The 19187-nt window shown below is 68.8% G+C and carries 22 protein-coding genes; 18 read left to right on the plus strand and 4 right to left on the minus strand.

Annotated elements, in window-relative coordinates:
* The first annotated feature begins 25 nt into the window (after nt 1-25).
* From AAEU42_RS04225 to AAEU42_RS04300, 16 genes are read left to right on the plus strand one after another with little or no spacing between them, the layout of a single operon-like run.
* Nucleotides 26-376 (plus strand): hypothetical protein, encoded by a 351-nt coding sequence (locus AAEU42_RS04225; protein ID WP_342232284.1) that lies wholly within the window; start codon nt 26-28, stop codon nt 374-376.
* Between the two features lie 17 nt (nt 377-393).
* Nucleotides 394-1425, plus strand: a complete 1032-nt coding sequence (locus AAEU42_RS04230) for a phage major capsid protein (RefSeq protein WP_342232285.1) — start codon at nt 394-396, stop codon at nt 1423-1425.
* Nucleotides 1426-1453: 28 nt separating this feature from the next.
* Entirely contained in the window at nt 1454-1798 is a 345-nt protein-coding gene (locus AAEU42_RS04235) for a hypothetical protein (RefSeq protein WP_342232286.1), read from the plus strand.
* Nucleotides 1798-2124, plus strand: coding sequence for a hypothetical protein (locus AAEU42_RS04240; protein ID WP_342232287.1), 327 nt, complete (start codon nt 1798-1800; stop codon nt 2122-2124). The genes AAEU42_RS04235 and AAEU42_RS04240 overlap by 1 nt, the downstream gene beginning before the upstream one ends.
* Nucleotides 2121-2612, plus strand: coding sequence for a hypothetical protein (locus tag AAEU42_RS04245; RefSeq protein WP_342232288.1), 492 nt, complete (start codon nt 2121-2123; stop codon nt 2610-2612). Before AAEU42_RS04240 ends, AAEU42_RS04245 begins: the two co-directional genes overlap by 4 nt.
* Nucleotides 2609-3631 carry a phage tail sheath subtilisin-like domain-containing protein gene (locus AAEU42_RS04250; RefSeq protein ID WP_342232289.1) on the plus strand — a complete coding sequence of 341 codons (1023 nt, stop codon included), beginning with the start codon at nt 2609-2611 and terminating at the stop codon, nt 3629-3631. The genes AAEU42_RS04245 and AAEU42_RS04250 overlap by 4 nt, the downstream gene beginning before the upstream one ends.
* 13 nt (nt 3632-3644) lie before the next feature.
* The gene (locus tag AAEU42_RS04255; RefSeq protein ID WP_342232290.1) at nt 3645-4037 is read left to right on the plus strand and encodes a hypothetical protein; all 393 of its coding nucleotides are present in this window, start codon (nt 3645-3647) and stop codon (nt 4035-4037) included.
* A complete protein-coding gene (locus AAEU42_RS04260; protein ID WP_342232291.1) occupies nt 4034-4456 on the plus strand; it encodes a hypothetical protein in 423 nt (140 codons plus the stop codon). The genes AAEU42_RS04255 and AAEU42_RS04260 overlap by 4 nt, the downstream gene beginning before the upstream one ends.
* Nucleotides 4453-4653: a molybdopterin oxidoreductase gene (locus tag AAEU42_RS04265; RefSeq protein ID WP_342232292.1), complete on the plus strand. Its 201-nt coding sequence runs from the start codon at nt 4453-4455 to the stop codon at nt 4651-4653. The genes AAEU42_RS04260 and AAEU42_RS04265 overlap by 4 nt, the downstream gene beginning before the upstream one ends.
* On the plus strand, nt 4650-5228 hold the full coding sequence (locus AAEU42_RS04270) for a hypothetical protein (protein ID WP_342232293.1): 579 nt from the start codon (nt 4650-4652) through the stop codon (nt 5226-5228). Before AAEU42_RS04265 ends, AAEU42_RS04270 begins: the two co-directional genes overlap by 4 nt.
* 39 nt (nt 5229-5267) lie before the next feature.
* Complete coding sequence (locus AAEU42_RS04275; protein ID WP_342232294.1) at nt 5268-5852, plus strand: LysM peptidoglycan-binding domain-containing protein; 585 nt, start codon at nt 5268-5270, stop codon at nt 5850-5852.
* On the plus strand, nt 5849-6781 hold the full coding sequence (locus tag AAEU42_RS04280; protein ID WP_342232295.1) for a hypothetical protein: 933 nt from the start codon (nt 5849-5851) through the stop codon (nt 6779-6781). The genes AAEU42_RS04275 and AAEU42_RS04280 overlap by 4 nt, the downstream gene beginning before the upstream one ends.
* A 6-nt stretch (nt 6782-6787) precedes the next feature.
* A complete protein-coding gene (locus AAEU42_RS04285) occupies nt 6788-7171 on the plus strand; it encodes a hypothetical protein (RefSeq protein WP_342232296.1) in 384 nt (127 codons plus the stop codon).
* A 2-nt stretch (nt 7172-7173) separates the two neighbouring features.
* Nucleotides 7174-7527, plus strand: a complete 354-nt coding sequence (locus AAEU42_RS04290; protein WP_342232297.1) for a hypothetical protein — start codon at nt 7174-7176, stop codon at nt 7525-7527.
* Entirely contained in the window at nt 7524-8579 is a 1056-nt protein-coding gene (locus AAEU42_RS04295) for a baseplate J/gp47 family protein (RefSeq protein WP_342232298.1), read from the plus strand. The genes AAEU42_RS04290 and AAEU42_RS04295 overlap by 4 nt, the downstream gene beginning before the upstream one ends.
* A complete protein-coding gene (locus tag AAEU42_RS04300) occupies nt 8576-9142 on the plus strand; it encodes a DUF2313 domain-containing protein (protein WP_342232299.1) in 567 nt (188 codons plus the stop codon). Before AAEU42_RS04295 ends, AAEU42_RS04300 begins: the two co-directional genes overlap by 4 nt.
* A 9-nt stretch (nt 9143-9151) precedes the next feature.
* Here the strand turns inward: AAEU42_RS04300 and AAEU42_RS04305 are convergent, their stop codons facing one another.
* The 3 genes from AAEU42_RS04305 to AAEU42_RS04315 all read right to left on the minus strand — a co-directional run bounded on the left by AAEU42_RS04305 (nt 9152) and on the right by AAEU42_RS04315 (nt 14947).
* A complete protein-coding gene (locus tag AAEU42_RS04305; protein WP_342232300.1) occupies nt 9152-9646 on the minus strand; it encodes an S-layer homology domain-containing protein in 495 nt (164 codons plus the stop codon).
* 77 nt (nt 9647-9723) lie between these two features.
* Nucleotides 9724-10680, minus strand: coding sequence for a D-2-hydroxyacid dehydrogenase (locus AAEU42_RS04310; RefSeq protein ID WP_342232301.1), 957 nt, complete (start codon nt 10678-10680; stop codon nt 9724-9726).
* Between the two features lie 838 nt (nt 10681-11518).
* Nucleotides 11519-14947, minus strand: coding sequence for a pyruvate carboxylase (locus AAEU42_RS04315; protein ID WP_342232302.1), 3429 nt, complete (start codon nt 14945-14947; stop codon nt 11519-11521).
* A 180-nt stretch (nt 14948-15127) separates the two neighbouring features.
* Between AAEU42_RS04315 and recG the strand changes: the two genes are divergently transcribed.
* Nucleotides 15128-17218 (plus strand): ATP-dependent DNA helicase RecG, encoded by a 2091-nt coding sequence (gene recG, locus AAEU42_RS04320; protein WP_342232303.1) that lies wholly within the window; start codon nt 15128-15130, stop codon nt 17216-17218.
* Nucleotides 17219-17934: 716 nt separating this feature from the next.
* A complete protein-coding gene (locus AAEU42_RS04325; RefSeq protein WP_342232304.1) occupies nt 17935-18327 on the plus strand; it encodes a C-GCAxxG-C-C family protein in 393 nt (130 codons plus the stop codon).
* A gap of 47 nt (nt 18328-18374) precedes the next feature.
* On the opposite strand, the gene AAEU42_RS04330 is transcribed toward AAEU42_RS04325, so the two are convergent.
* Nucleotides 18375-19187 (minus strand): C40 family peptidase, encoded by an 813-nt coding sequence (locus AAEU42_RS04330; protein ID WP_342232305.1) that lies wholly within the window; start codon nt 19185-19187, stop codon nt 18375-18377.

Below are 19187 nucleotides of genomic sequence, written 5' to 3' on the forward strand. Positions count from 1 at the left end.
CACAGGGAAAGGGAGGAAATGAAGGATGAGCAGCAAGGTTTCGTTTGAGGGGATCGGAGAGGTGAACGCCACGTTTTACGCCGCCGACGGCGTAGAGGCGGGGCGGGCGGTGAAGCTGTCCGGGGAGGGCACGGTGGCCCCCTGCGCCGCCGGGGAGCGGTTCTGCGGGGTGGCGGTGTCCGTCAAGACCGGGTACGCCGCCGTCCAGGTGGCCGGCTTCGCCGAGGTCCCTTGCGCCGATGAGACGGTGGCGCCGGGGTGGGTGAACCTCACCGCCGACGGCACCGGCGGGGTGAAGAAGGCCGGGACCGGGGAGGCCGGGGGCGAGTACCTGGTGGCGGCGGTGGGCGGCGGCGTGGCCGCCGTGAAGCTGTGAGAAGGGGGAAGGAAAGCATGAATCATCAGTTTGACAATCTGGACCTGGAGAAGGGGATGTACCGGGTGGCGGGGAAGAGCTTTACCGCCGTGCTGGAGGGGGCCGACCCCTCCGAGCGATACCGGGGTACCGCCCTGGAGGGGCTGGACGCCTATCAGCGGCAGCTCAAGCGGTTCGACATCAAGGTGAAGGGCGCGGGCAGCGACGTGGTGGAGAAATTCTTCCAGACCGCCCAGTCCGCCGTCCTCTTCCCCGAGTACGTGGCCCGGAGCGTCCGGCAGGGGATGGAGGAGGCCGACCTGCTGCCCTCTATCACCGCCGCCGTGACCCGGTTCGATGGCTCGGACTACCGCTCCATCGCCTCGGTGCCCGAGAAGGGCAAGAAGGAGCCCCGCCGGGTGGAGGAGGGGGCGGTCATCCCCCAGACCCAGGTGCGGACCCAGGAGAACCTGGTGCGGCTGCACAAGCGGGGGCGGATGCTGGTGGCCTCCTACGAGGCCGTGCGGGGGCAGAAGCTGGACCTCTTCTCCGTGACCCTGCGGCAGATCGGGGCCCAGATCAGCCGCTCCCTGCTGGAGGACGCCATCGACGTGCTGGAAAACGGCGACGGCAACGAAAACCCCGCCGCCAAGCTGAAGGTGGGGACGGCCCCCATCGGGGGGACGGCCGGGACGCTGGCCTACGACGACCTGGTGGACTTCTGGGCCCAGTTCGACCCCTACGAGATGAATACCCTGCTGGTGTCGGGGGACGTGATGCTCAAGATGCTGAAGATGGAGGAGTTTCGGGACCCCCTCACCGGCCTCAACTTCCAGGGCACCGGCAAGCTGACCACCCCCCTGGGGGCCAACCTGCTGCGGACCTCCGCCCTGGGGAGCGGGACGCTCATCGGGCTGGACCGGCGGTACGCCCTGGAGATGGTGAAGGGCTCCGACGTGCTGGTGGAGTATGACAAGCTCATCGACCGGCAGATGGAGCGGGCGGCCATCACCACCGTGGCCGGGTTTGCTAAGGTGTTCCGGGACGCGGCCAAGGTGCTGACGGTATAAGCGGCCCGGGAAGATGGGAGGCGGTCCGATGACGGAGGAGATCCTGGCCCTGGCCACTGCGCTGGGGAAGGTGGAGGAGAGCGGCCGGCTGCGGACCCTGTGTGCCGCCGCAGAGACGGAATTGGCGGGCCTGCTGCGGCCGGGGACGGCCCCGGAGGACTGCGGCGGGGCCTTCCCCCTGGCGGCGGCCTGGATGGCGCTGGCCGCCCTGGCCCTGGCCGAGGAGGACGGGGTGAGGGCCTTCACCGCCGGGGATGTGACCGTCCGGCGGGAGGGCCGGGAGCGGCGGGAGGCCCTGCGGCTCCAAGCCCGGCAGGTGATGAAGCCCTACCTCCGGGACCAGGGGTTCGCCTTTTGGGGGGTGCGGGGCTGATGGACGGGACCGTGTGGAAGAACCTGCTGGAGCGGTACGGCCAGAGGGTGACCCTCTGCCGAGGGGGGGAGGACCTTCCCGTCCGGGCCTTTTTTCAGCCGGTGCGGGAGCGGGCGCCGGGGGAGGAGCAGACCCCCCTGGGGGCGGCTCCGGCGGGCAGATACCTCTATCTGGGGCCGCCGGAGATCGACCCGGAGGGGGTGGAGGAGCTGGTCTGGGAGGGCCGCTCCTTCCGCTTTATCCGGGCGCGGGCCGTGCCGGTGGGGGAGCGGGCGGCCTACCGGTGGGCGCTGGCGGAAGAGCAGGACAGGGAGGAGCGGTCATGAGGGGGACGGAGGAGCTGCGCCGGGGGCTGGTCCGGTATCTGGCCGGGGCCGGGGTGGAGGCCGTGGCCGCCTGGCCTGGGGAGCATTGCTCCCCGGCGGGGCAGGCGGTGGCGGCGGTGTCCCTGCGGGCCTGCTCCGGCGGGCCCCCCGGCTTTCAGGACTACCTGGGGGAGCGGTACGACGAGGCCGCCGGCCGGTGGGAGGAGCTGTACGGCAAGAAGGTGCGGCTCACCTTCGGCCTGGACCTCTACGCCGCCACGGCGGCCCAGGTCCAGGAGGGGCTGGACGCCCTGACCGCCGCCCTGGCCCGGGGCGGGCCGGAGGGGCTGCGCCCCGTGGCCTTCTCCGCCGGGGAGACGGTGTGGCGGAAGGAGGCGGGGCGGTATTTCTGTCCCGTCCAGGCGGAATTTGAGGCCTGGTCCTACGCGGTGACGGGGGAGGACGGGGCCTTTTTGGACTTTACGGTGAGAGGAGAGAGCAGAGGATGAATGTGACGGAGCATCAGAGGCCGGGGGTCTACTCGGTGTACGACGCCTCCTCGGCGGTGATCGGCCGCCGGGGCGGGGGCTGGGCCGGAGTGGCGGCGGTGTGCCCGGCGGGGACGGCGGGGGAGGTCTACCCCCTGTCCAGCGCCGAGGAGGCCCGGGCCGCCTTCGGCGACGGGGCGGAGCTGGCCGTCCTGGCCGAGCTGCTGCTGAAAAACGGGGCGGGGCGGGTATACGCCGTGCCGGTGGCGGAGGAGGCGGGCTACGCCGGGGCCTTCGCCGCCCTGGAAAAGGTGGAACAGCTGGCGGTGGTGGTGTGCGGCAGCGACACCCTGGCCGTCCAGCAGGCCTTGCGGGACAGCGTGAAGGCGGCCGCCGGGGCCCGGCGGGAGCGGCTGGCCGTGGTATGCGGCGGCGGGGACGAGGGGGTGGAGGCCCTCACCGCCCGGGCGGCAGAGCTCAACTGCGAGCGGGTGGTGCTGGCGGCCCCCGGCGGGGTCCGGGCCGCCGCGGCGGTGGCGGGGGCCATCGCCGGGGAGGCAGACCCCGCCGTCCCCCTGGGGGGCGCGGAGCTGAAGGGGCTGGCCGGTCTGGACCGGGAGTGGTCGGACGGGGAGGTGGACGCCCTGGTGCTGGGCGGGGTGACCCCCCTGGAGCAGAGCGGCGGCGTGGTGGCCGTGACGAGAGGGATCACCACCCGGACCAAGACCGGCTCCGCCGCCGACGCCACCTGGCGGGAATTGACCACCATCCGGGTGGTGGACGACGTGATCCCCGCCCTGCGAAACGCCCTGGGGGCCAAGTTCAGCCGGGCCAAGAACACCGAGCAGGGCCGGGGGGCCATCCGCAGCCAGGTCATCGTGGAGCTGGAGCGGAAGAAGAGCGGCGAGATCATCACGGACTACGGCAACGTGGAGGTGTGGGCCCTGGAGGACAACCCCACGGTGTGCCTGGTGGAATTCGATTTCACGGTGGCCCACGGCCTGAGCCAGATCTGGCTGTCGGCCCACATCACGGTCTGAGGGAGGGGATTTTATGATCGCGAGCCGATTTCCCACCAGCGCGGACATCTATCTGGAGTTAAACGGCAAGAAGCTGGCGGTGGTACAGAGCTACTCCGCCCAGACCAGTAAGACCAGCTCGGTGGTGGAGGCCTTCGGGGAGAGCGAGCCGGTGGCCACCATCCCCGGCCAGCGCAAGCACACGGTGGTGCTGACCCGCCTCTACGCCACCGATGAGGCCAGCCGGGACGGGCTGAGCTTTTATGATCTGGAGGACTTCAATCTGGTCATCTGCAAGCCCGACCGGCGGATCATCTACTCGGGCTGCCAGTGGCAGGATTTGAGCGAGACGGGGAAGCTGGGGGACATGGTGCTGGAAAAGGTGACCATCGTGGCGGCGCGGCGGGTGGAGACCGCCCTGAGATGACGGGCGGGCTGCTGAGCCGCCCCAGGGAGAAGGACCTGGGGCGGGGCTGGTCCCTCCGGCTCCTCCCGGCCTGGGAGGCCATGGAGGCCAGGGCCGAGGGGGAGGAACTGGCGGGAGAGGGCCGGGAGGGGGCCCTGTGCGCCAACGCCTGCCTGCTGGCCAGGGCTCTCAGAAGAGACAAAAAGCCCGCCTTTGAGAGCGGGCGGGCGGTTTTGGAGACGCTGACGGCGGGGCAGATCGGGGACCTGGCCCGCCGGTGGGGGGCGTTTGACCGGGAGAACAACCCCTCCGCCCTGGACGGGGAGGAGGCGGTGGACGGGGCAAAAAAAGCCTGGAGCGCACGCCTTATGAGCGCCTTCAATGGCGTGTGCTCAAGGCTTTTGGGGCGCTGCCCACTGAGGCGCGGGCCCGGGAGATGACCCACCGGGACTACCTGTGGTGCGCCCTCAACCTGCTGCTGGACGACGAGGAGGCCCTCTCCCGGCTGTGCCCGGGCTGCCGGGCGGAGGCGGAGGAGGGCCGGTGCCCTGTGTGCGGGGCCACGCCGGGAGACTGGGGGGAGAACGGCGGCTTTGACGAGCGGAAATTCCGGGAACTGCGGGGGGAGAGCGGATGACGGATTATTTAGCCCTGGCGCTGGCCCAGGAGGAGACCGGGCGGGAGGAGGGGGAGACCCCGGAGCTGGCGGTCGGGGGTCTGGCGGTTGGGGTCTCCCCCCCGGCTTCCGGGAAGGCCCCCGCCCGTGGAGAGGCGGATTTGGAAGAGAAGGAAGGAGCCCCGGCGGCGGGAGAGGCCGTGGGGTCCCTTCTTGGGAGGACGCCCTTTGCCGGGGAGCGGCCCTGGAAGGCGGGGGGCGGGGCCCAGCCGGAGGAGGGCGGGGATGCGCGCGCTCCCGCCGGGAGGGTTATTTCCTCGGAAAGGCTCTGGGCGCGGGGAGCGGCGAAGGAGAGCCCGCGTGATTTGCCCCTTGCTTCCGGCGGTGCCCCGGCCATAGCGGAGCCTTCCGGGGCGGCGTGGCTGCGGCGGCTGGCCCGGACGGCGGAGGCCGCCGGGTATGTCCGGGACCGGCGGGGGGCTTTGGCCCTTCCGGCCCCGGAGGAGGCTTCCCTCCCGGCCATTGGGGCGGAGGAGCTGGACCGGGCGGTGGAGCGGGACGCCCGGCGGTACGGCGGGGGCTTTGAGTTGTATTGACGGGGAGCGAATGCCCCGGAACGGGAAGGAGGAAGGACCGTGGAGCTTGCGCCCATGCGGTTCAAGGAGTACACCTGGCCCCACAATCCCAGGGTGTACGCCATGGAGTACCAGCGGCGGATGGGGAACCAGAAGGTGCCCTTCGGCCGCTATCACCTGCAGGATTTGGGGCCTGTCCGGCGGGTGATGCGGGGGGAGGGGGAATTCACCGGGGAGGGGGCTTACGAGGAGTTCAAGAAGCTGGCCTCGGTGTTTTACAGTGAGGGCCCCGGCGTGCTGGTGCACCCCATCTGGCAGGCGGTCAACGCCTATTTCGTCTCCCTCACTCTGGCCCAGGAGCCCCGGCGGGACTACGTGGGGTACTCCTTCACCTTTTGGGAGGCCTATGACGGCTATGCGGCCTACGCCAGGAGCCCGGCCCCAACGGCGGGGGGCGGGGAGAACGGCACCCCGACCGCGGCCGGGGCGGCCAACGGGGAGCTGTGGCACACGGTGGCCAAGGGGGAGAGCCTTTGGCGGATCGCCGCCGACTACGGGGCGGAGCTGACGGGGGTCATCGCCCTGAACCCCCAGTTGAAGAACCCCAACCTCATCCATCCGGGAGAGAAGGTGCGGGTGAGATGATGACGGGATATCTGCTGACGGCGGAGGGGGGACGGATGGATCTGCCCCCCTTCACCAGCTGGAAGCTGCGGCGCACCGGGACGGTGCCCTGCGACAGCTTTGAGGGGAGCTGCCTCTGGGACGCCGGGGTGGAGCCGGCGTTGGAGGGGGCATACCGGCTCATTCTGGAGGACGGGGGGGCCAGGCGCTTCACCGGGGTGCTGGACGAATACGAGCTGTCCTGGGGGGAGAACGGCGGGGCCCTGTCGGTGGCGGGCCGGGGGCTGGCGGCCCTTCTGCTGGACAACGAGGCGGCGGGGCGGGACTACCAGGTGGCCACCCTGGCGGACATTTTGCGGGACCACGTGTCCCCTTATGGCCTGCCGGTGGGGAAGGCAGGGAACCTGCCGCCGGTGCCGGGGTTCTCCGTGGCCACGGGGAGCAGCGAGTGGCAGGTGCTTTACTCCTTCGCCCGGTACCACGGGGGCGTCCAGCCCCGGTTCGACGTCTACGGCAGCCTGATCGTGGCGGCGGAGGAGCCCCGGAGGGTGGCGGTGGACGACCGCACAGGGGTCACCGCCGTCTCCTGGCGGGACAAGCGGTATGGGGTCTGGTCCGAGGTCCTGGTCCAGGACCGGGGGAGCCTGTCCCCCCAGCGGATGGTCAACGAGGGGTTCCTCCGGCAGGGGGGGCGGTGCCGGAGGGTGATGACCATGCCGGGGAGGAGCGCCTACCAGGCCATGCGCTACTCCGGCCAGTTCCAGCTGGACCGGTCCTATGAGGAGCGGTTTGCCCTGGAGCTGACGGTGCCGGGGGCGTATTTCTGCGAGCCGGGGGACCGGGTGGCGGTGACCCTCTCCCGCCCCGCCCTGGCGGGGACGTGGACGGTGGTGGAGACGCAGGCCGTGCTGGACGGCGGCGGCTCCCGGGTGAAGCTGAAATTGAGGTGAGAGAGAATGTGGCTTTCCAGACAAAGACAGGTGCCCCGGCGGGGGGTCGCCGCCCTGACGGGGCCGGTGACGGTACCGGGGGACCCGGCGGGGGCCTGGCTGGAGGGGGAGCGCCGGGGGGTGGCGGTATACGCCCCCGGGGGCTACCACTGGGTGCCGGCGGCGGGGCAGGAGGTGCTGGTCCTCAAGGCCGGGGGCGAGGGGGAGAAGCCCTGCGCCCTGGGGGCGGCCCAGGACAGCGGGGAGTTGGGCCTGCGGCCCGGAGAGGTGGCCCTGACGGTGGGAAAGGCGGCCGTCAGGCTGACCCTGGAGGGGAGCGTGGAGGTGACGGGCCTGCTGAAGGTCAACGGCACCGTGGTGGGGCCCCAGCCGGAGCGGGAGGAGGGGTGAGCATGGCGCTGATGCTGCGGGAGGGAGACTATGTCTCCGACGGCCGGGGGGGTCTGGTGACGGTGACCGGGGCCCGGGAGCTGCTGGAGCGGGTGCTGTGGAAGCTGACCCTCCGGCGGGGGAGCTTTCCCTTCCTGCCGGAGCTGGGCAGCCGCCTCCACCTGCTGGGGCAGGCCAGGGCCGCCCAGCGGGAGGCCCTGGCCCGGCGGTACGTGGAGGAGGCCCTGGCCGATGAGGCATTGACCGTCACCGGGGTGGGCCTGTCCCAGGAGGAGGGGCGGGCCCTCCTCTTGGCGGAGCTGGCGTGGCAGGGGGAGGAACTGACGGTGACGGTAGAACTGGGGGGACTGGGATGAAAACCATCGAGGAGATCTATGACGAGATGCTGGAGCTGTTCCGGCGGGAGACGGGGGCGGAGGCGTCGGCGGTGAGCGAGCTGTCGGTGCGGCTCTACGCCGTGGCGGCCCAGGTGTACGCCCTCTACGTCCAGGGGGAATGGCTGTCCCGGCAGTGCTTCCCCCAGACGGCGGCGGGGGAGTATCTGGAGCGGCACGCCGCCCTCCGGGGGCTGGAGCGGCGGGGGGCGGTCCGGGCGGAGGGGACCCTCCGGTTTTCCGTGGACGCCCCCGCCTCCGCCGACCTGGCCATCCCGGCGGGGACGGTGTGCGCCACGGCGGGGATGGCGCGGTTCGAGACAACGGCCCCGGCGGTGCTGGCTGCGGGGCAGACGGCGGTGGAGACCGCCGCCCGGGCGGTGGAGCCGGGGGCGGCGGGAAACGTGCCCGCCGGGAGCGTCCTGGCCATGGCGGTGCCCCCGGTGGGGGTGAGCCGGTGCGTCAATCCGGGGCCCTTCACCGGCGGGGCGGAGGCGGAGGACGACGAGACCCTGCGCCGCCGGGTGATGGAGACCTACCGCCGGATGCCCAACGGGGCCAACGCCGCCTTTTATGAACAGGGGGCCCTGTCCTTTCCCGAGGTGGCCGCCGTCACCGTCATCCCCCGGGCCAGGGGGCGGGGGACGGTGGACGTGGTGGTGGCCACTCCCTCCGGCCTGCCGGGGGCAGAGCTGCTGGCGGAGCTGACGGGCTATTTCGAGGCCCGGCGGGAGATCGCCGTGGACGTGGCGGTGAAGGCCCCCACGGTGCGGACGGTGGACGTGGCCGTGCGGGCCGTCCCGGCGGAGGGGGCGGACCCGGCGGCGGTGCGGGCCGGGGTGGAGGCCGCCCTCCGGGGCTTTTTCTCCGGGGCGCGGCTGAGTAAGGACGTGCTGACCGCCCAGCTCAGCGGGCTGGTGTTCACCCAGGCGGGGGTGGCCAACTGCGCGGTCCTCTCCCCCGCCGCCGACCTGGCCGTGGCGGCCGGGGAGCTGCCCCGGCTGGGCAGCCTGACGGTGGAGGTGGCGGCATGAGCCACGCCCAGCGGCTCTGGGAGCTGCTGCGGCCCCTGGGACCCTACCGGGCGCTGGGGAAGTACACCGCCGGGGAGCTGGCGGGGGAGGGCCGCGCCCTGGACGGGGCGGAGGAGCAGCTGGAAAGCCTGGAGCGGGAGGCCTTTCTGGACACGGCGGAGGACTGGGGGCTGGAGCGGATCGAGGAGCTTCTGGTCCGCAGGCCGGTGGCCGGGACCCCCCAGGGGCGGCGAAAGGCGCTGGCGGCCCTGCTGCGCATCGGCGGGGACAGCTTCACCCTGGCCGCCGTCAACGACAATCTGAAGGGCTGCGGGCTCAACGCCGTGGTCAGTGAGACCGCCGATCCCGGCGTGGTGGAGGTGCGCTTCCCCGACGTGCCCGGCATCCCCGACGGGTACGGGACCCTGCGGAAGATCATCGAGGACATCCTGCCCTGCCACCTCCAGGTGGACTATGTCTATTGGTACATCACCTGGGCCATGGTGGAGGAGCGGTTCGGCACCTGGGGGGCCATCGAGGCGGGGGGCTATACCTGGGAGCAGCTGGAGAAGCTGGTGCGGTGACCCGGCGCCCTATCCCAGGGTGTCGAAATAGCCCTCCGCCTCGGCGGCGGTCACTGTTTCATAGGGGGCCAGACGGCGGTCCCGCCAGGCCATGCGGCCGGTGGAGCAGGCCCAGTAGAGGCTGTCGTCCGCCCAGGAGGAGATGTCCTGGAAGTCGTTGCAGCCCCCCGCGTCGGGGAAGAAGGTGTCCCGGCCCAGGCGGGCGTCGTAACGGCGCAGAAGGGCGGCGCACTCCTCCCGGGTGAGGGGGCGGCCGGGGGAGAAAAGGCCGTCCCCGGTGCCCCGGAGGAGGCCCTCGTCATAACCCCAGCATACCGCCTGGGCCCAGCCGGCGTTTTTCTCCACGTCGGAGAAGGGGAGGGCGCTGACGTCGTAGGGGAAGCCCCCGGCGGAACGCCAGAGCAGGATGGCGAACTCCCCCCGGGTGACGGGTTCCCCCGCCGCCGCCCCGGCGGGGAGGGAGAGCAGGGATAGGGACAGGAGCAGGCAGAAAACAGACCGCATAACAATACCCTCCAGACGTTGTTGTCTGGAGGGTATCATATTTTGGAAGAAAAAGGATGGGAAACGTGGGGAAGGGCTCAGAGCACCCGGTTGCGCAGGGGCTCCCCTGCCATAAAGTGGCGCAGGTTTTCCAGGGCGATGGCCACGATATTGCGGACGGTCTGGTCCAGGTGGTCGCCCCCGGCCACGTGGGGGGTGAGCAGGAAGTTGGGGCAGTCCCAGAGGGGGTGGTCCTGGGGGAGGGGCTCGGGCTCGGTGACGTCCAGGGCGGCGCCCCAGAGCTTTCCGGCCTGGAGGGCCTCGGCCAGGGCCAGGTTATCCACCCCGGTGCCCCGGCCCGCGTTCACCAGAATGGCGGTGGGCTTCATCAGCGCCAACCGCTGGGCGTTCATCAGATGGACGGTCTGGGGGGTCTCGGGGAGGGTCATGGCCACCACGTCGGCCCTGGGGAGCCAGGCGTCCAGGTCGGCCAGGGGGTGGAGCTCGTCCACGTGCTCCACCGGCTTGTCCGGATGGCGGTTGAGGCCGATGGTATGGGCTCCCATGGCCTTGACAAGGCCCGCGAAGTGGCTGCCCAGGTCGCCGGTGCCCAGCAGGAGGACGTTGGCCCCCCGGAGGGTGAGGACCTGGCCCGCGTCGTCCCAGCGGTGGACGATCTGGAGGTCCCGGTAGGCGGGCAGGTTCTTCATCACCGCCAGCAGGGAGGCGAACATATGCTCGCTCACCGCCTGGCCGTAGGCCCCCACGGCGGAGGTGAGGGCGGCCCCCTGGGGGAAGGCGCCGGGAAGCAGGTAGGGGTTGACCCCGGCGGACCAGGTCTGGAGCCATTTCAGCCCCGTGCTGCCCGCCAGCATATGGGGGGAGACACAGCCGAGGATGACGGTGGCCCGGGCGATCTTGTCCAGGGAGGCGGTGTCGGCGGAGGCGGTGAGATGCTCCACAGGGAGGAAGATCTGGTCCTCGTGGGGGGCGGCGGCCAGGAAGGCGGCCCGCTCGGCGTCGGTGAGGGGGAGGAGGTTTAGGATGGTTTCCATGGGAAGGCTCCTTTCGCGTTTTTGGGTGGGGGGTGACGGGGGGCGCGTTTTCGCGTTCACTGATTGCACCTCGGAAGGTGCGTTCTTCTGGGGGATGTTTCTTTTCCCGAGGAAAAGAAACATCCCCCAGACCCCCAAAGAAAAGTCTTGGGTGCAAACCTGCTCGCAGATTCCCTTCTTAGTAGGAGGTCTGGTGCCCGTTGATAGGGGGAAAAGCACGGGAGCGTCTGTGCGACTCGTGGTCCCCCTTGCGCCGCTCGCCGCTAACGTGTGCTTGATTGGCGGCCCCTCCGGGGCAGGCAGAGCGTATCCGTAGGGGCCGCTGTCCTCAGCGGCCCGCCCCGCCTCCAATCTTTGCCAAGGGCTCCCCCCCTTCGGAGGGAGCTGTCAGTGAAGCTGACTGAGAGGGGGGCTGACGTGTGCTTGATAGAAGGTTGGTCTTTCGCCTTCCCCTAGGGGGAAGGTGGCAGCCGGTCGGGCTGACGGATGAGGGGAACTGGGGATAACAGCAAAGGCCCTACTAAAGAGATAAGTTCCCCTCATCAGTCTGCTTCGCAGACAGCTTCCCCCAGGGGAAGCCTGGGGGCTGGCGAGCCCCGTGGCCGCTACGAAGTGCGGCCACGGGGTTTTCTTACGCTCTTGTGGACAGCCTGGGGAGGGTTCCAAGGGGAGGGGGGACCGCGGTCCCCCCTCCCTTGGTCGTTTCAAGGGGTGGTCCCGGAGGGGGAAATCGAAATCCCCCTCCGGGCGTCTTTTCTGGGGGGGCTGGGGGTGCCATCTTTTCCACGGGGAAAAGATGGTCCCCCAGAAGGCACCACCTCCCAGAGGTGGGAACACCTTACTTAATGGTAATGAGCAGCTCCCCGGCTTTGACGGTGGAGCCCTCCTTCACCAAAATCTCCTCCACGACGCCGTCCATCCGGGCCACCACGGAGGTCTCCATCTTCATGGCCTCAATGACGGCGATGACCTGGTTCTTCTTCACCGTCTCCCCGGCCTTGACGGAAATCTTGGAGATCATGCCGGGGATGGAGGACCCCACCTGGCTCTTGTCCGAGGGGTCGGCCATGGGCACGGCGGCCACCTGGGCGTCCACGCTGGGGTCGGCCACGGCGATCTCCCGCCGCATGCCGTTGAGCTCGAACTGCACGTTCCGGGTGCCGTCCTCGTTGAGGTCGCCCAGTCCCAGGTACTTGATGACCAGGGTCTTGCCGTCCTCGATGCTGATTTGGTTGGTCTCGCCCAGGGCCATGCCGTCGAAGAACACGTGGCTGCCCATGCGGGTGATATAGCCGTACTCCTGCCGGTGGCGGCAGAACTCCTCCACCACCTTGGGGTAGAGGCACCAGGACACCACCGTCCGGTCCGAGCAGTCGGGGTAGAATTTCTCCACCTCTTTCCGGGCGGCGGCGAAGTCCACCTGGGGAAGCAGCTCCCCAGGGCGGCAGGTGATGGGCTTCTCGCCCTTCAAGACCACCTTCTGGAGGTCCTCGGGGAAGCCCCAGGCGGGCTGGCCCATCATGCCCTTGAAGTAGCTGACCACGCTGTCGGGGAAGGTGAGGGCCTCCCCCTTTTCCACGATGTTGTCGGGGGTGAGCTCGTTCTGCACCATGAAGATGGCCAGGTCGCCCACCATCTTGGAGGAGGGGGTCACCTTCACGATGTCCCCCAGCATGGCGTTGACCGAGCGGTACATCTCCTTCACCGCCTCGAACTGGTGGCCCAGCCCTAAGCTCTCCACCTGGGCCTTCAGGTTGGTGTACTGGCCCCCGGGCATCTCGTAGCGGTAGATGTCGGCGGAGGGGTTCTTGATGCCTGCCTCGAACCGGGCGTAGCGCAGGCGCACGTCGGCCCAGTAGTTGGAGAGCTTTTGCAGCTCCTTGGGGTCGAAGCCGGTGTCCCGCTCCTGGCCCTTGAGGGCGGCCACCAGGGCGTCCAGGGAGGGCTGGGAGGTGGTGGAGGCCATGGACTCCACGGCGCAGTCCACCACGTCCACCCCCGCCTCGGCGGCCATCAGGTAGGCGGCAATCTGGTTGCCCGAGGTGTCGTGGGTGTGGAGGTGGACGGGGATGCCGATCTCGTTCTTAAGGGCCGATATCAGCTTCTTGGCGGCGTAGGGCTTCAGCAGGCCGGACATGTCCTTGACGCAGAGCATGTGGGCGCCCCGCTTCTCCAGCTCCTTCGCCAGGTTGACATAATATTCGAGGGTGTATTTGTCCCGCTTGGGGTCCAGGATGTCGCCGGTGTAGCACAGGGTGGCCTCGCAGAACTTGCCTTGCCTCAACACCTCGTCCATGGCCACCTCCATGCCGGGGACCCAGTTGAGGGAGTCGAAGACCCGGAAGATGTCGATGCCGCACCGGGCGGCCTCGCCGATGAAGGCCCGCACCACGTTGTCGGGGTAGTTGGTGTACCCCACGGCGTTGGCCCCCCGCAGCAGCATCTGGAAGGGGACGTTGGGGATGGCCTGGCGAAGGATGTCCAGCCGCTCCCAGGGGGACTCGTGAAGGAAGCGGTAGGCCACATCGAAGGTGGCGCCCCCCCACACCTCCAGGGAGAAGCAGTCCTTCAAAATCTCCGCCGTGCCGGGGGCGGCCAGGGCCATGTCCCGGGTGCGCATCCGGGTGGAGAGGAGGGACTGGTGGGCGTCGCGCATGGTGGTGTCGGTGACGAGAAGCTTTTTCTGGCCCAGCACCCACTTGGACAGGGCCTCCGGCCCCTGGGCGTCCAGCAGGCCCTTCAGCCCGTCGGCCGGGGTCTGGAGGCGGCTGGGCACGGGCACCCGGGGGATTTCCAGCTGCTTGCGCTGGCTGTCCGGGTTCCTCACCTGAATTTCCGCGATATACTTCAAAACCTTGGTGGCCCGGTCCTGGCCCTCCTGGAACTCGAAGAGCTCGGGGGCCTCGTCGATAAACTTGGTGTGGCACTGGCCGGCCCGGAAGAGGGGGTGGGCCAGGATGTTGGTGATGAAGGGGATGTTGGTCTTAACGCCCCGGACGTGCTCCTCGCTGATGGCCCGCCGGGCCTTGTTGCAGGTGCCCTCGAAGGTGTTGTCCCAGGAGGTGACCTTGACCAGGAGGGAGTCGTAGTAGGGGGAGATGACCGCCCCGGTGTAGGCGTTGCCGCCGTCCAGCCGGACGCCGAAGCCGCCGCCGGAGCGGTAGGCGGTGATTTTGCCGGTGTCGGGGGCGAAGTGGTTGGCCGGGTCCTCGGTGGTGACCCGGCACTGGATGGCGTAGCCGTTGACGTTCAGGTTTTCCTGTTTGGCCATGCCGATGCGGGGGTCGGACAGGGGGCAGCCCTCGGCAATCAAAAGCTGGGCCCGCACCAGGTCGATGCCGGTGACCATCTCGGTGACGGTGTGCTCCACCTGGATGCGGGGGTTCATCTCGATGAAGTAGTGGCCCCCGTTCTTGTCCACCAGAAATTCCACGGTGCCGGCATTGACATAGCCCACGTGTTTTGCAATTTTCACGGCGTCGGCATGCAGGGCGTCCCGCACCTCCTGGGGCACGCTCCAGGCCGGGGCGAACTCCACCACCTTCTGGTAGCGGCGCTGGAGGGAGCAGTCCCGCTCCCCCAGGTGGACCACGTTGCCATATTGGTCGGCCAAAATCTGCACCTCGATGTGCTTGGGCTCCACCAGGTACTTTTCGATGAAGATGTCGTCGTTGCCGAAGGCCTTCTTGGCCTCCCCTTTCACAAGCTCGAAGTTGCGGCGGACCTCCTCTTCGCTGTCGCACCGGCGCATGCCCCGCCCGCCGCCGCCGGCGGCGGCCTTCAGGATGACGGGGAAGCCGTAGGACAGGGCCTTTTCCACCGCCTCGTCCGCGTCCTTCAAGGGCTCGGTGGAGCCGGGGATGATGGGCACGCCGCAGGCGATGGCCGTGGCCTTGGCCGCCAGCTTGTCGCCCATCTGGGCCAGCACCCGGGAGGAGGGGCCCACGAAGGTGATGCCCGCCTCCTCGCAGGCCTTGGCGAAGTCGGCGTTCTCGGAGAGAAAGCCATAGCCGGGGTGGATAGCGTCCACCCCCCGGCGCTGGGCCAGGGTGATGATGGCGGGGATGTCCAGATAGGCCGCCAGGGGGCTCTGGTTGCGGCCCACCAGATAGGCCTCGTCCGCCCGGGTGCGGAAGAGGGAGTAGGTGTCCTCGTTGGAATAGATGGCCACGGTCCGCAGGCCCAGATCGTAGCAGGCCCGGAAGATGCGGATGGCGATCTCCCCCCGGTTGGCCACCATCACTTTTTGGAAGGTCTTCTCTTGCAAGGCTGACCCCGCCTTTCCTCTCAAATTTAGATGTATCACATTATATCGGGTGGAAGGGCGTTTTGCAAGTGGAAAAAGCAAAAATTGCAAAAAAGGGCGAAAGAGGGGCGGCGGAGGGTGTTGAAGCGGGGCCGGTTTTGTGGTAGGATACAAAAAAGACTGGGAGAGGGGGGAGGAGACATGACGCTGGACAGGCCCTTGCAGTCCTTTCCGGGCATCGGCCCGGCCAAGGCCAAGGCCCTGCAGAAGCTGGGGCTGACGGCGGCGGGGGACCTGCTGGGCTACTACCCCAGGGCCTACGAGGACCGCACCCAAATCTACCCCATCACCTCCGCCCCCACCGAGGAGGCGGGCTGCGTCTGCGCCCTGGTGGCCGAGACGCCCCGGGTCTCCCGCGTCCGGGCGGGGCTGACCCTCACCAAGTGCCGCATCGTGGACGGCTCCGGGGCGGCGGAGGTCACCTTCTTCAACCAGGACTACGTCCGCCGGGCCCTGGTGGTGGGGGAGAGCTACATCTTCTACGGGCGCATGGAGCTGTTGGGCCGCAAGCGCCAGCTCACCAACCCCGTGTTCGAGCGGGAGGACCGGGCCCGGTTCACCGGCCGCATTATGCCGGTCTACCCCCTCACCGCCGGGGTGTCCAACAACCTGCTGGCCTCCCTGGCCCTCCAGAGTGTGGAGGGCTGCGCCGACCAGGTCCCCGACGAGCTGCCCCCGGCGGTCCGGGAAAAGCACCAGCTGTGCACGGCGGAGTTCGCCTGCCGGAACGTCCACTTTCCCGCCGACCAGGAGGCCCTGGCGGTGGCCCGGAGGCGGCTGGTGTTCGAGGAGCTGTTCACCCTCTCCTGCGGCATGGCCTTTCTCCGCCGCCGCCGGACGGACGCCCAGGGCAGGGCCTTCCCCAAAAGACGGCTGGACGAGTTTCTCGCCCTCCTGCCCTTCCCGCCCACCGGGGCCCAGCGGCGGGCCATGGAGGAGATTTCCGCCGACCTGGCCCAGCCCCGGCCCATGAACCGGCTCATCCAGGGGGACGTGGGCTCGGGCAAGACGGCGGTGGCCGCCTTCGCCGCCTGGCTGGCCCACGCCGGGGGCTTCCAGAGCGCCCTGATGGCCCCCACGGAAATTTTGGCCCGCCAGCATTATGAGACGCTGACCAAGCTTCTGGCCCCCGCCGGGGTGCGGGTGGGCCTCCTCACCGGCGGGATGAGGGCCGCCGAGAAGAAGGCCGCCCAGGCCGCCCTGGCGGCGGGGGAATACGACCTGATGGTGGGCACCCACGCTCTGCTGTCCGAGGGGGCGGTCTATCAGAATTTGGGGCTGGTCATCACCGACGAGCAGCACCGCTTTGGGGTGGGCCAGCGCTCCGCTCTGGCCTCCAAGGCGGAGGTGCCCCCCCACGTGCTGGTCATGTCGGCAACCCCCATCCCCCGGACCCTGGCCCTGCTCATCTACGGCGATCTGGACGTGACCGTCATCGACGAGCTGCCCCCGGGGCGGACGGCGGTGGAGACCTTCCTGGTGGGGGAGGACAAGCGGGCGCGGATGTACAATTTCGTGCGCAAGCAGGTGTCCGAGGGCCGGCAGGTCTACATGATCTGCCCCGCCGTGGAGGAGGGGGCCCAGGACGGGGAGGGGGAGCCCCCCGGCCTCCTTCCCAATCCGGCCGCGGAGCTCAAGGCGGTCACCGCCTACGCCAAAGAGCTGTCCGAGGCGGTGTTCCCCGACCTGCGGGTGGCCTTCGTCCACGGCAAGCTGAAGCCCAAAGACAAGAGCCTCGTCATGTCCGCCTTCGCCCATGGGGAAATTGACATCCTGGTGTCCACCACCGTGGTGGAGGTGGGGGTGGACGTGCCCAACGCCAACCTCATGGTCATCGAGAACGCCGAGCGCTTCGGCCTGTCCCAGCTCCACCAGCTCCGGGGCCGGGTGGGCCGGGGGAAGTGGCAGTCCTACTGCGTGCTGGTGAGCGCCAACCGCTCCCCTGAGACCCGGGAGCGGCTCAAATACTTCACCCAGACCACCGACGGCTTCAAAATCGCGGAAAAGGACCTGGAGCTGCGGGGCCCCGGCGACTTCTTCGGACAGCGCCAGCACGGCCTGCCCACCCTCCGGGCCGCCGATTTGGCGGGGGACACCCGGGTCCTCAAGGAGGCCCAGGAGGCCGCGAATGAGTTGCTGGAAACCGACCCGGAGCTGGATTGGCCGGGGCACCGCCCCCTGATGGGGAAGGTGAGGCGGCTGTTCGCCGAGGAGGGGGATATCTTCAATTAAAGGTTTTTCCACCCCCCAAGAAAGCACCAGGGGGAGAGTTTCGACTCAACAGCTTCGCTGCATTAGCTGGCCCTAAGCTCGTAGACTCGCTAAGGGCCAACAAATTTCCCCCTGGACCCCTTCTCAGCGACCAAAGGAGGGGAAACCGCGGTTTCCCCTCCTTTGGAAACCTCCCCAGGCTGTTCTTACGGACGTGGGGTGATCCGGACCCCTTACTCCGTAACGGGGCCGGGGTTCGGCGGGTCTTAGGCTTCCCCTGGGGGAAGCTGTCGAGCGAAGCGAGACTGATGAGGGGAACTTATCGCTTTAGCAGAGCCTCTCCCATGTCCGTAGTTCCCCTCATCCGTCAGCCCTTCGGGCTGCCACCTTCCCCCGAGGGGAAGGCTAAGGGCGCGCACAAACGACACTTATCAATCAAGAACACGTCAGCGGCGGAGCGGCGCGAGAGGGACCACGGGTCGCACAGACGCTCCCGTGCTTTTCCCCCAAACAACGGACAGTAGACCTCCTACTGAAAAGGGAAATTGCGAGCAGGTCAGCACCAGAGACTTTTCTTTGGGGGTCTGGGGGACGTTTCTTTTCCTCGGGAAAAGAAACGTCCCCCAGAAGAGCGCACGTTTGACGTGCGGCCAGTGACCACCACACCGAAATGCCGTCCCACAACCACATAACCCAACCAAACTCATTATAAATACAGAAAAAGGAGACCACCACACATGAGCGAAGCACTGGAAAAAGCCAAAGCCCTCCGGGCGGATATCACCGCCCACTACAACTGCTGCCAAGCCACCCTGATGCCCTTCCACGCCGCCTGCGGCATCGATGAGGAGACCGCCCGGAAGGCCGGAGCCTTCTTCAACTCCGGCATGCGCTGCGGCTCGGTCTGCGGCGCCGTCACCGGGGCGCTGATGGCCCTGGGTATGGCCGGGGCGGGGGACAAGGCCGGCCCCGAGCTGCTCCGCCGGTTCCGGGACAAGAACGGCACCATCAACTGCGCCGAGCTCCTGAAGGCCGCTGTGGAGCGGGGCGAGCCCCGGGGCGAGCACTGTGACCGGATGGTATTCGAGGCCGTGGAATTGGCCCAGGAGCTGCTGGACAAAAAGGACTGAGCCAAAAGAAACGCCTGTACCCCAAAGGGTACAGGCGTTTTTTGTCCTCAAAACAGGCTCCCCACGGCGGTGAGCTTTTCCGGCAGGTCGGGCCGGTAATCCGCCTGGGCCGGGTCCAGGCTGTTGATGACCACTCCGTCACTGCCGTTGAAGGCGGTGGAGTGGATGTAGCGGCCCTGGCCCAGGTACATGGCCACGTGGCCGGGGAAGAACATCAGATCCCCCGGCTTCTTGTCCGCCGGGTCGATGGCGTGGAGGGGGTAGCCCTCCTTGATGGAGGCGTCCCGCCAGATGGCGGCCCCCGCCAGCCGGTAGGCCATGAAGGTGAGGCCGGAGCAGTCGATGCCCATGGGGGTCTTGCCCCCCCAGAGGTAGTGGGTCCCCAAGTAGAGCCCGGCGTTGTGGGTCACCGCCTGGCGGAAGGCCGCCTCGGTGAGGGGGGCGGCGGGCATGGGGCGGAGGAAGCCGGTCTTGGTGAACCCCTCCCGCCCGTCGGGGAGGGAGATCTTCTGCCAGCCGTCGCCGTCTGGATCGCCGTGGACGGCCACCCAGGCCCCCCGGAGAAGCTCCTCCACCTGCCAGCCCTGGACATTGGGGCGGGAACGGACGGAGGCGATGGCCCGGCAGACCGTTTTTTTCTCCAGCCCCGCCCAGCGCCGGGCATTGCCGTCGCCCACGGTCAGCGCCCCGGCGGGGGCGTAACCGGTGTAGCCGTAGTCGGTCCTGACCTGGTACCAGCCGGGGCAGGGGTTGTCCAGGATGGTGACGGTCCAGCCCAGAAGGGCCTCGTCGGCCAGCTCGCTCTGGGCGCTGGGGCGGAGGTAGAGGGGACAGCGGGGCGTTGAGACCACAGCTTCCAT

Origin of the sequence: Pseudoflavonifractor phocaeensis (assembly GCF_038439875.1) — a bacterium.
Lineage (GTDB): Bacteria > Bacillota > Clostridia > Oscillospirales > Oscillospiraceae > Vermiculatibacterium.

Excerpts from the sequence above, each read along its gene's own strand:
- AAEU42_RS04225 (WP_342232284.1), top strand. The coding sequence starts at position 26 with ATGAGCAGCAAGGTTTCGTTTGAGGGGATCGGAGAGGTGAACGCCACG.
- AAEU42_RS04230 (WP_342232285.1), top strand. The coding sequence starts at position 394 with ATGAATCATCAGTTTGACAATCTGGACCTGGAGAAGGGGATGTACCGG.
- AAEU42_RS04235 (WP_342232286.1), top strand. The coding sequence starts at position 1,454 with ATGACGGAGGAGATCCTGGCCCTGGCCACTGCGCTGGGGAAGGTGGAG.
- AAEU42_RS04240 (WP_342232287.1), top strand. The coding sequence starts at position 1,798 with ATGGACGGGACCGTGTGGAAGAACCTGCTGGAGCGGTACGGCCAGAGG.
- AAEU42_RS04245 (WP_342232288.1), top strand. The coding sequence starts at position 2,121 with ATGAGGGGGACGGAGGAGCTGCGCCGGGGGCTGGTCCGGTATCTGGCC.
- AAEU42_RS04250 (WP_342232289.1), top strand. The coding sequence starts at position 2,609 with ATGAATGTGACGGAGCATCAGAGGCCGGGGGTCTACTCGGTGTACGAC.
- AAEU42_RS04255 (WP_342232290.1), top strand. The coding sequence starts at position 3,645 with ATGATCGCGAGCCGATTTCCCACCAGCGCGGACATCTATCTGGAGTTA.
- AAEU42_RS04260 (WP_342232291.1), top strand. The coding sequence starts at position 4,034 with ATGACGGGCGGGCTGCTGAGCCGCCCCAGGGAGAAGGACCTGGGGCGG.
- AAEU42_RS04265 (WP_342232292.1), top strand. The coding sequence starts at position 4,453 with ATGACCCACCGGGACTACCTGTGGTGCGCCCTCAACCTGCTGCTGGAC.
- AAEU42_RS04270 (WP_342232293.1), top strand. The coding sequence starts at position 4,650 with ATGACGGATTATTTAGCCCTGGCGCTGGCCCAGGAGGAGACCGGGCGG.
- AAEU42_RS04280 (WP_342232295.1), top strand. The coding sequence starts at position 5,849 with ATGATGACGGGATATCTGCTGACGGCGGAGGGGGGACGGATGGATCTG.
- AAEU42_RS04285 (WP_342232296.1), top strand. The coding sequence starts at position 6,788 with ATGTGGCTTTCCAGACAAAGACAGGTGCCCCGGCGGGGGGTCGCCGCC.
- AAEU42_RS04290 (WP_342232297.1), top strand. The coding sequence starts at position 7,174 with ATGGCGCTGATGCTGCGGGAGGGAGACTATGTCTCCGACGGCCGGGGG.
- AAEU42_RS04295 (WP_342232298.1), top strand. The coding sequence starts at position 7,524 with ATGAAAACCATCGAGGAGATCTATGACGAGATGCTGGAGCTGTTCCGG.
- AAEU42_RS04300 (WP_342232299.1), top strand. The coding sequence starts at position 8,576 with ATGAGCCACGCCCAGCGGCTCTGGGAGCTGCTGCGGCCCCTGGGACCC.
- AAEU42_RS04305 (WP_342232300.1), bottom strand. The coding sequence starts at position 9,646 with ATGCGGTCTGTTTTCTGCCTGCTCCTGTCCCTATCCCTGCTCTCCCTC.
- AAEU42_RS04310 (WP_342232301.1), bottom strand. The coding sequence starts at position 10,680 with ATGGAAACCATCCTAAACCTCCTCCCCCTCACCGACGCCGAGCGGGCC.
- recG (WP_342232303.1), top strand. The coding sequence starts at position 15,128 with ATGACGCTGGACAGGCCCTTGCAGTCCTTTCCGGGCATCGGCCCGGCC.
- AAEU42_RS04325 (WP_342232304.1), top strand. The coding sequence starts at position 17,935 with ATGAGCGAAGCACTGGAAAAAGCCAAAGCCCTCCGGGCGGATATCACC.
- AAEU42_RS04330 (WP_342232305.1), bottom strand. The coding sequence starts at position 19,187 with ATGGAAGCTGTGGTCTCAACGCCCCGCTGTCCCCTCTACCTCCGCCCC.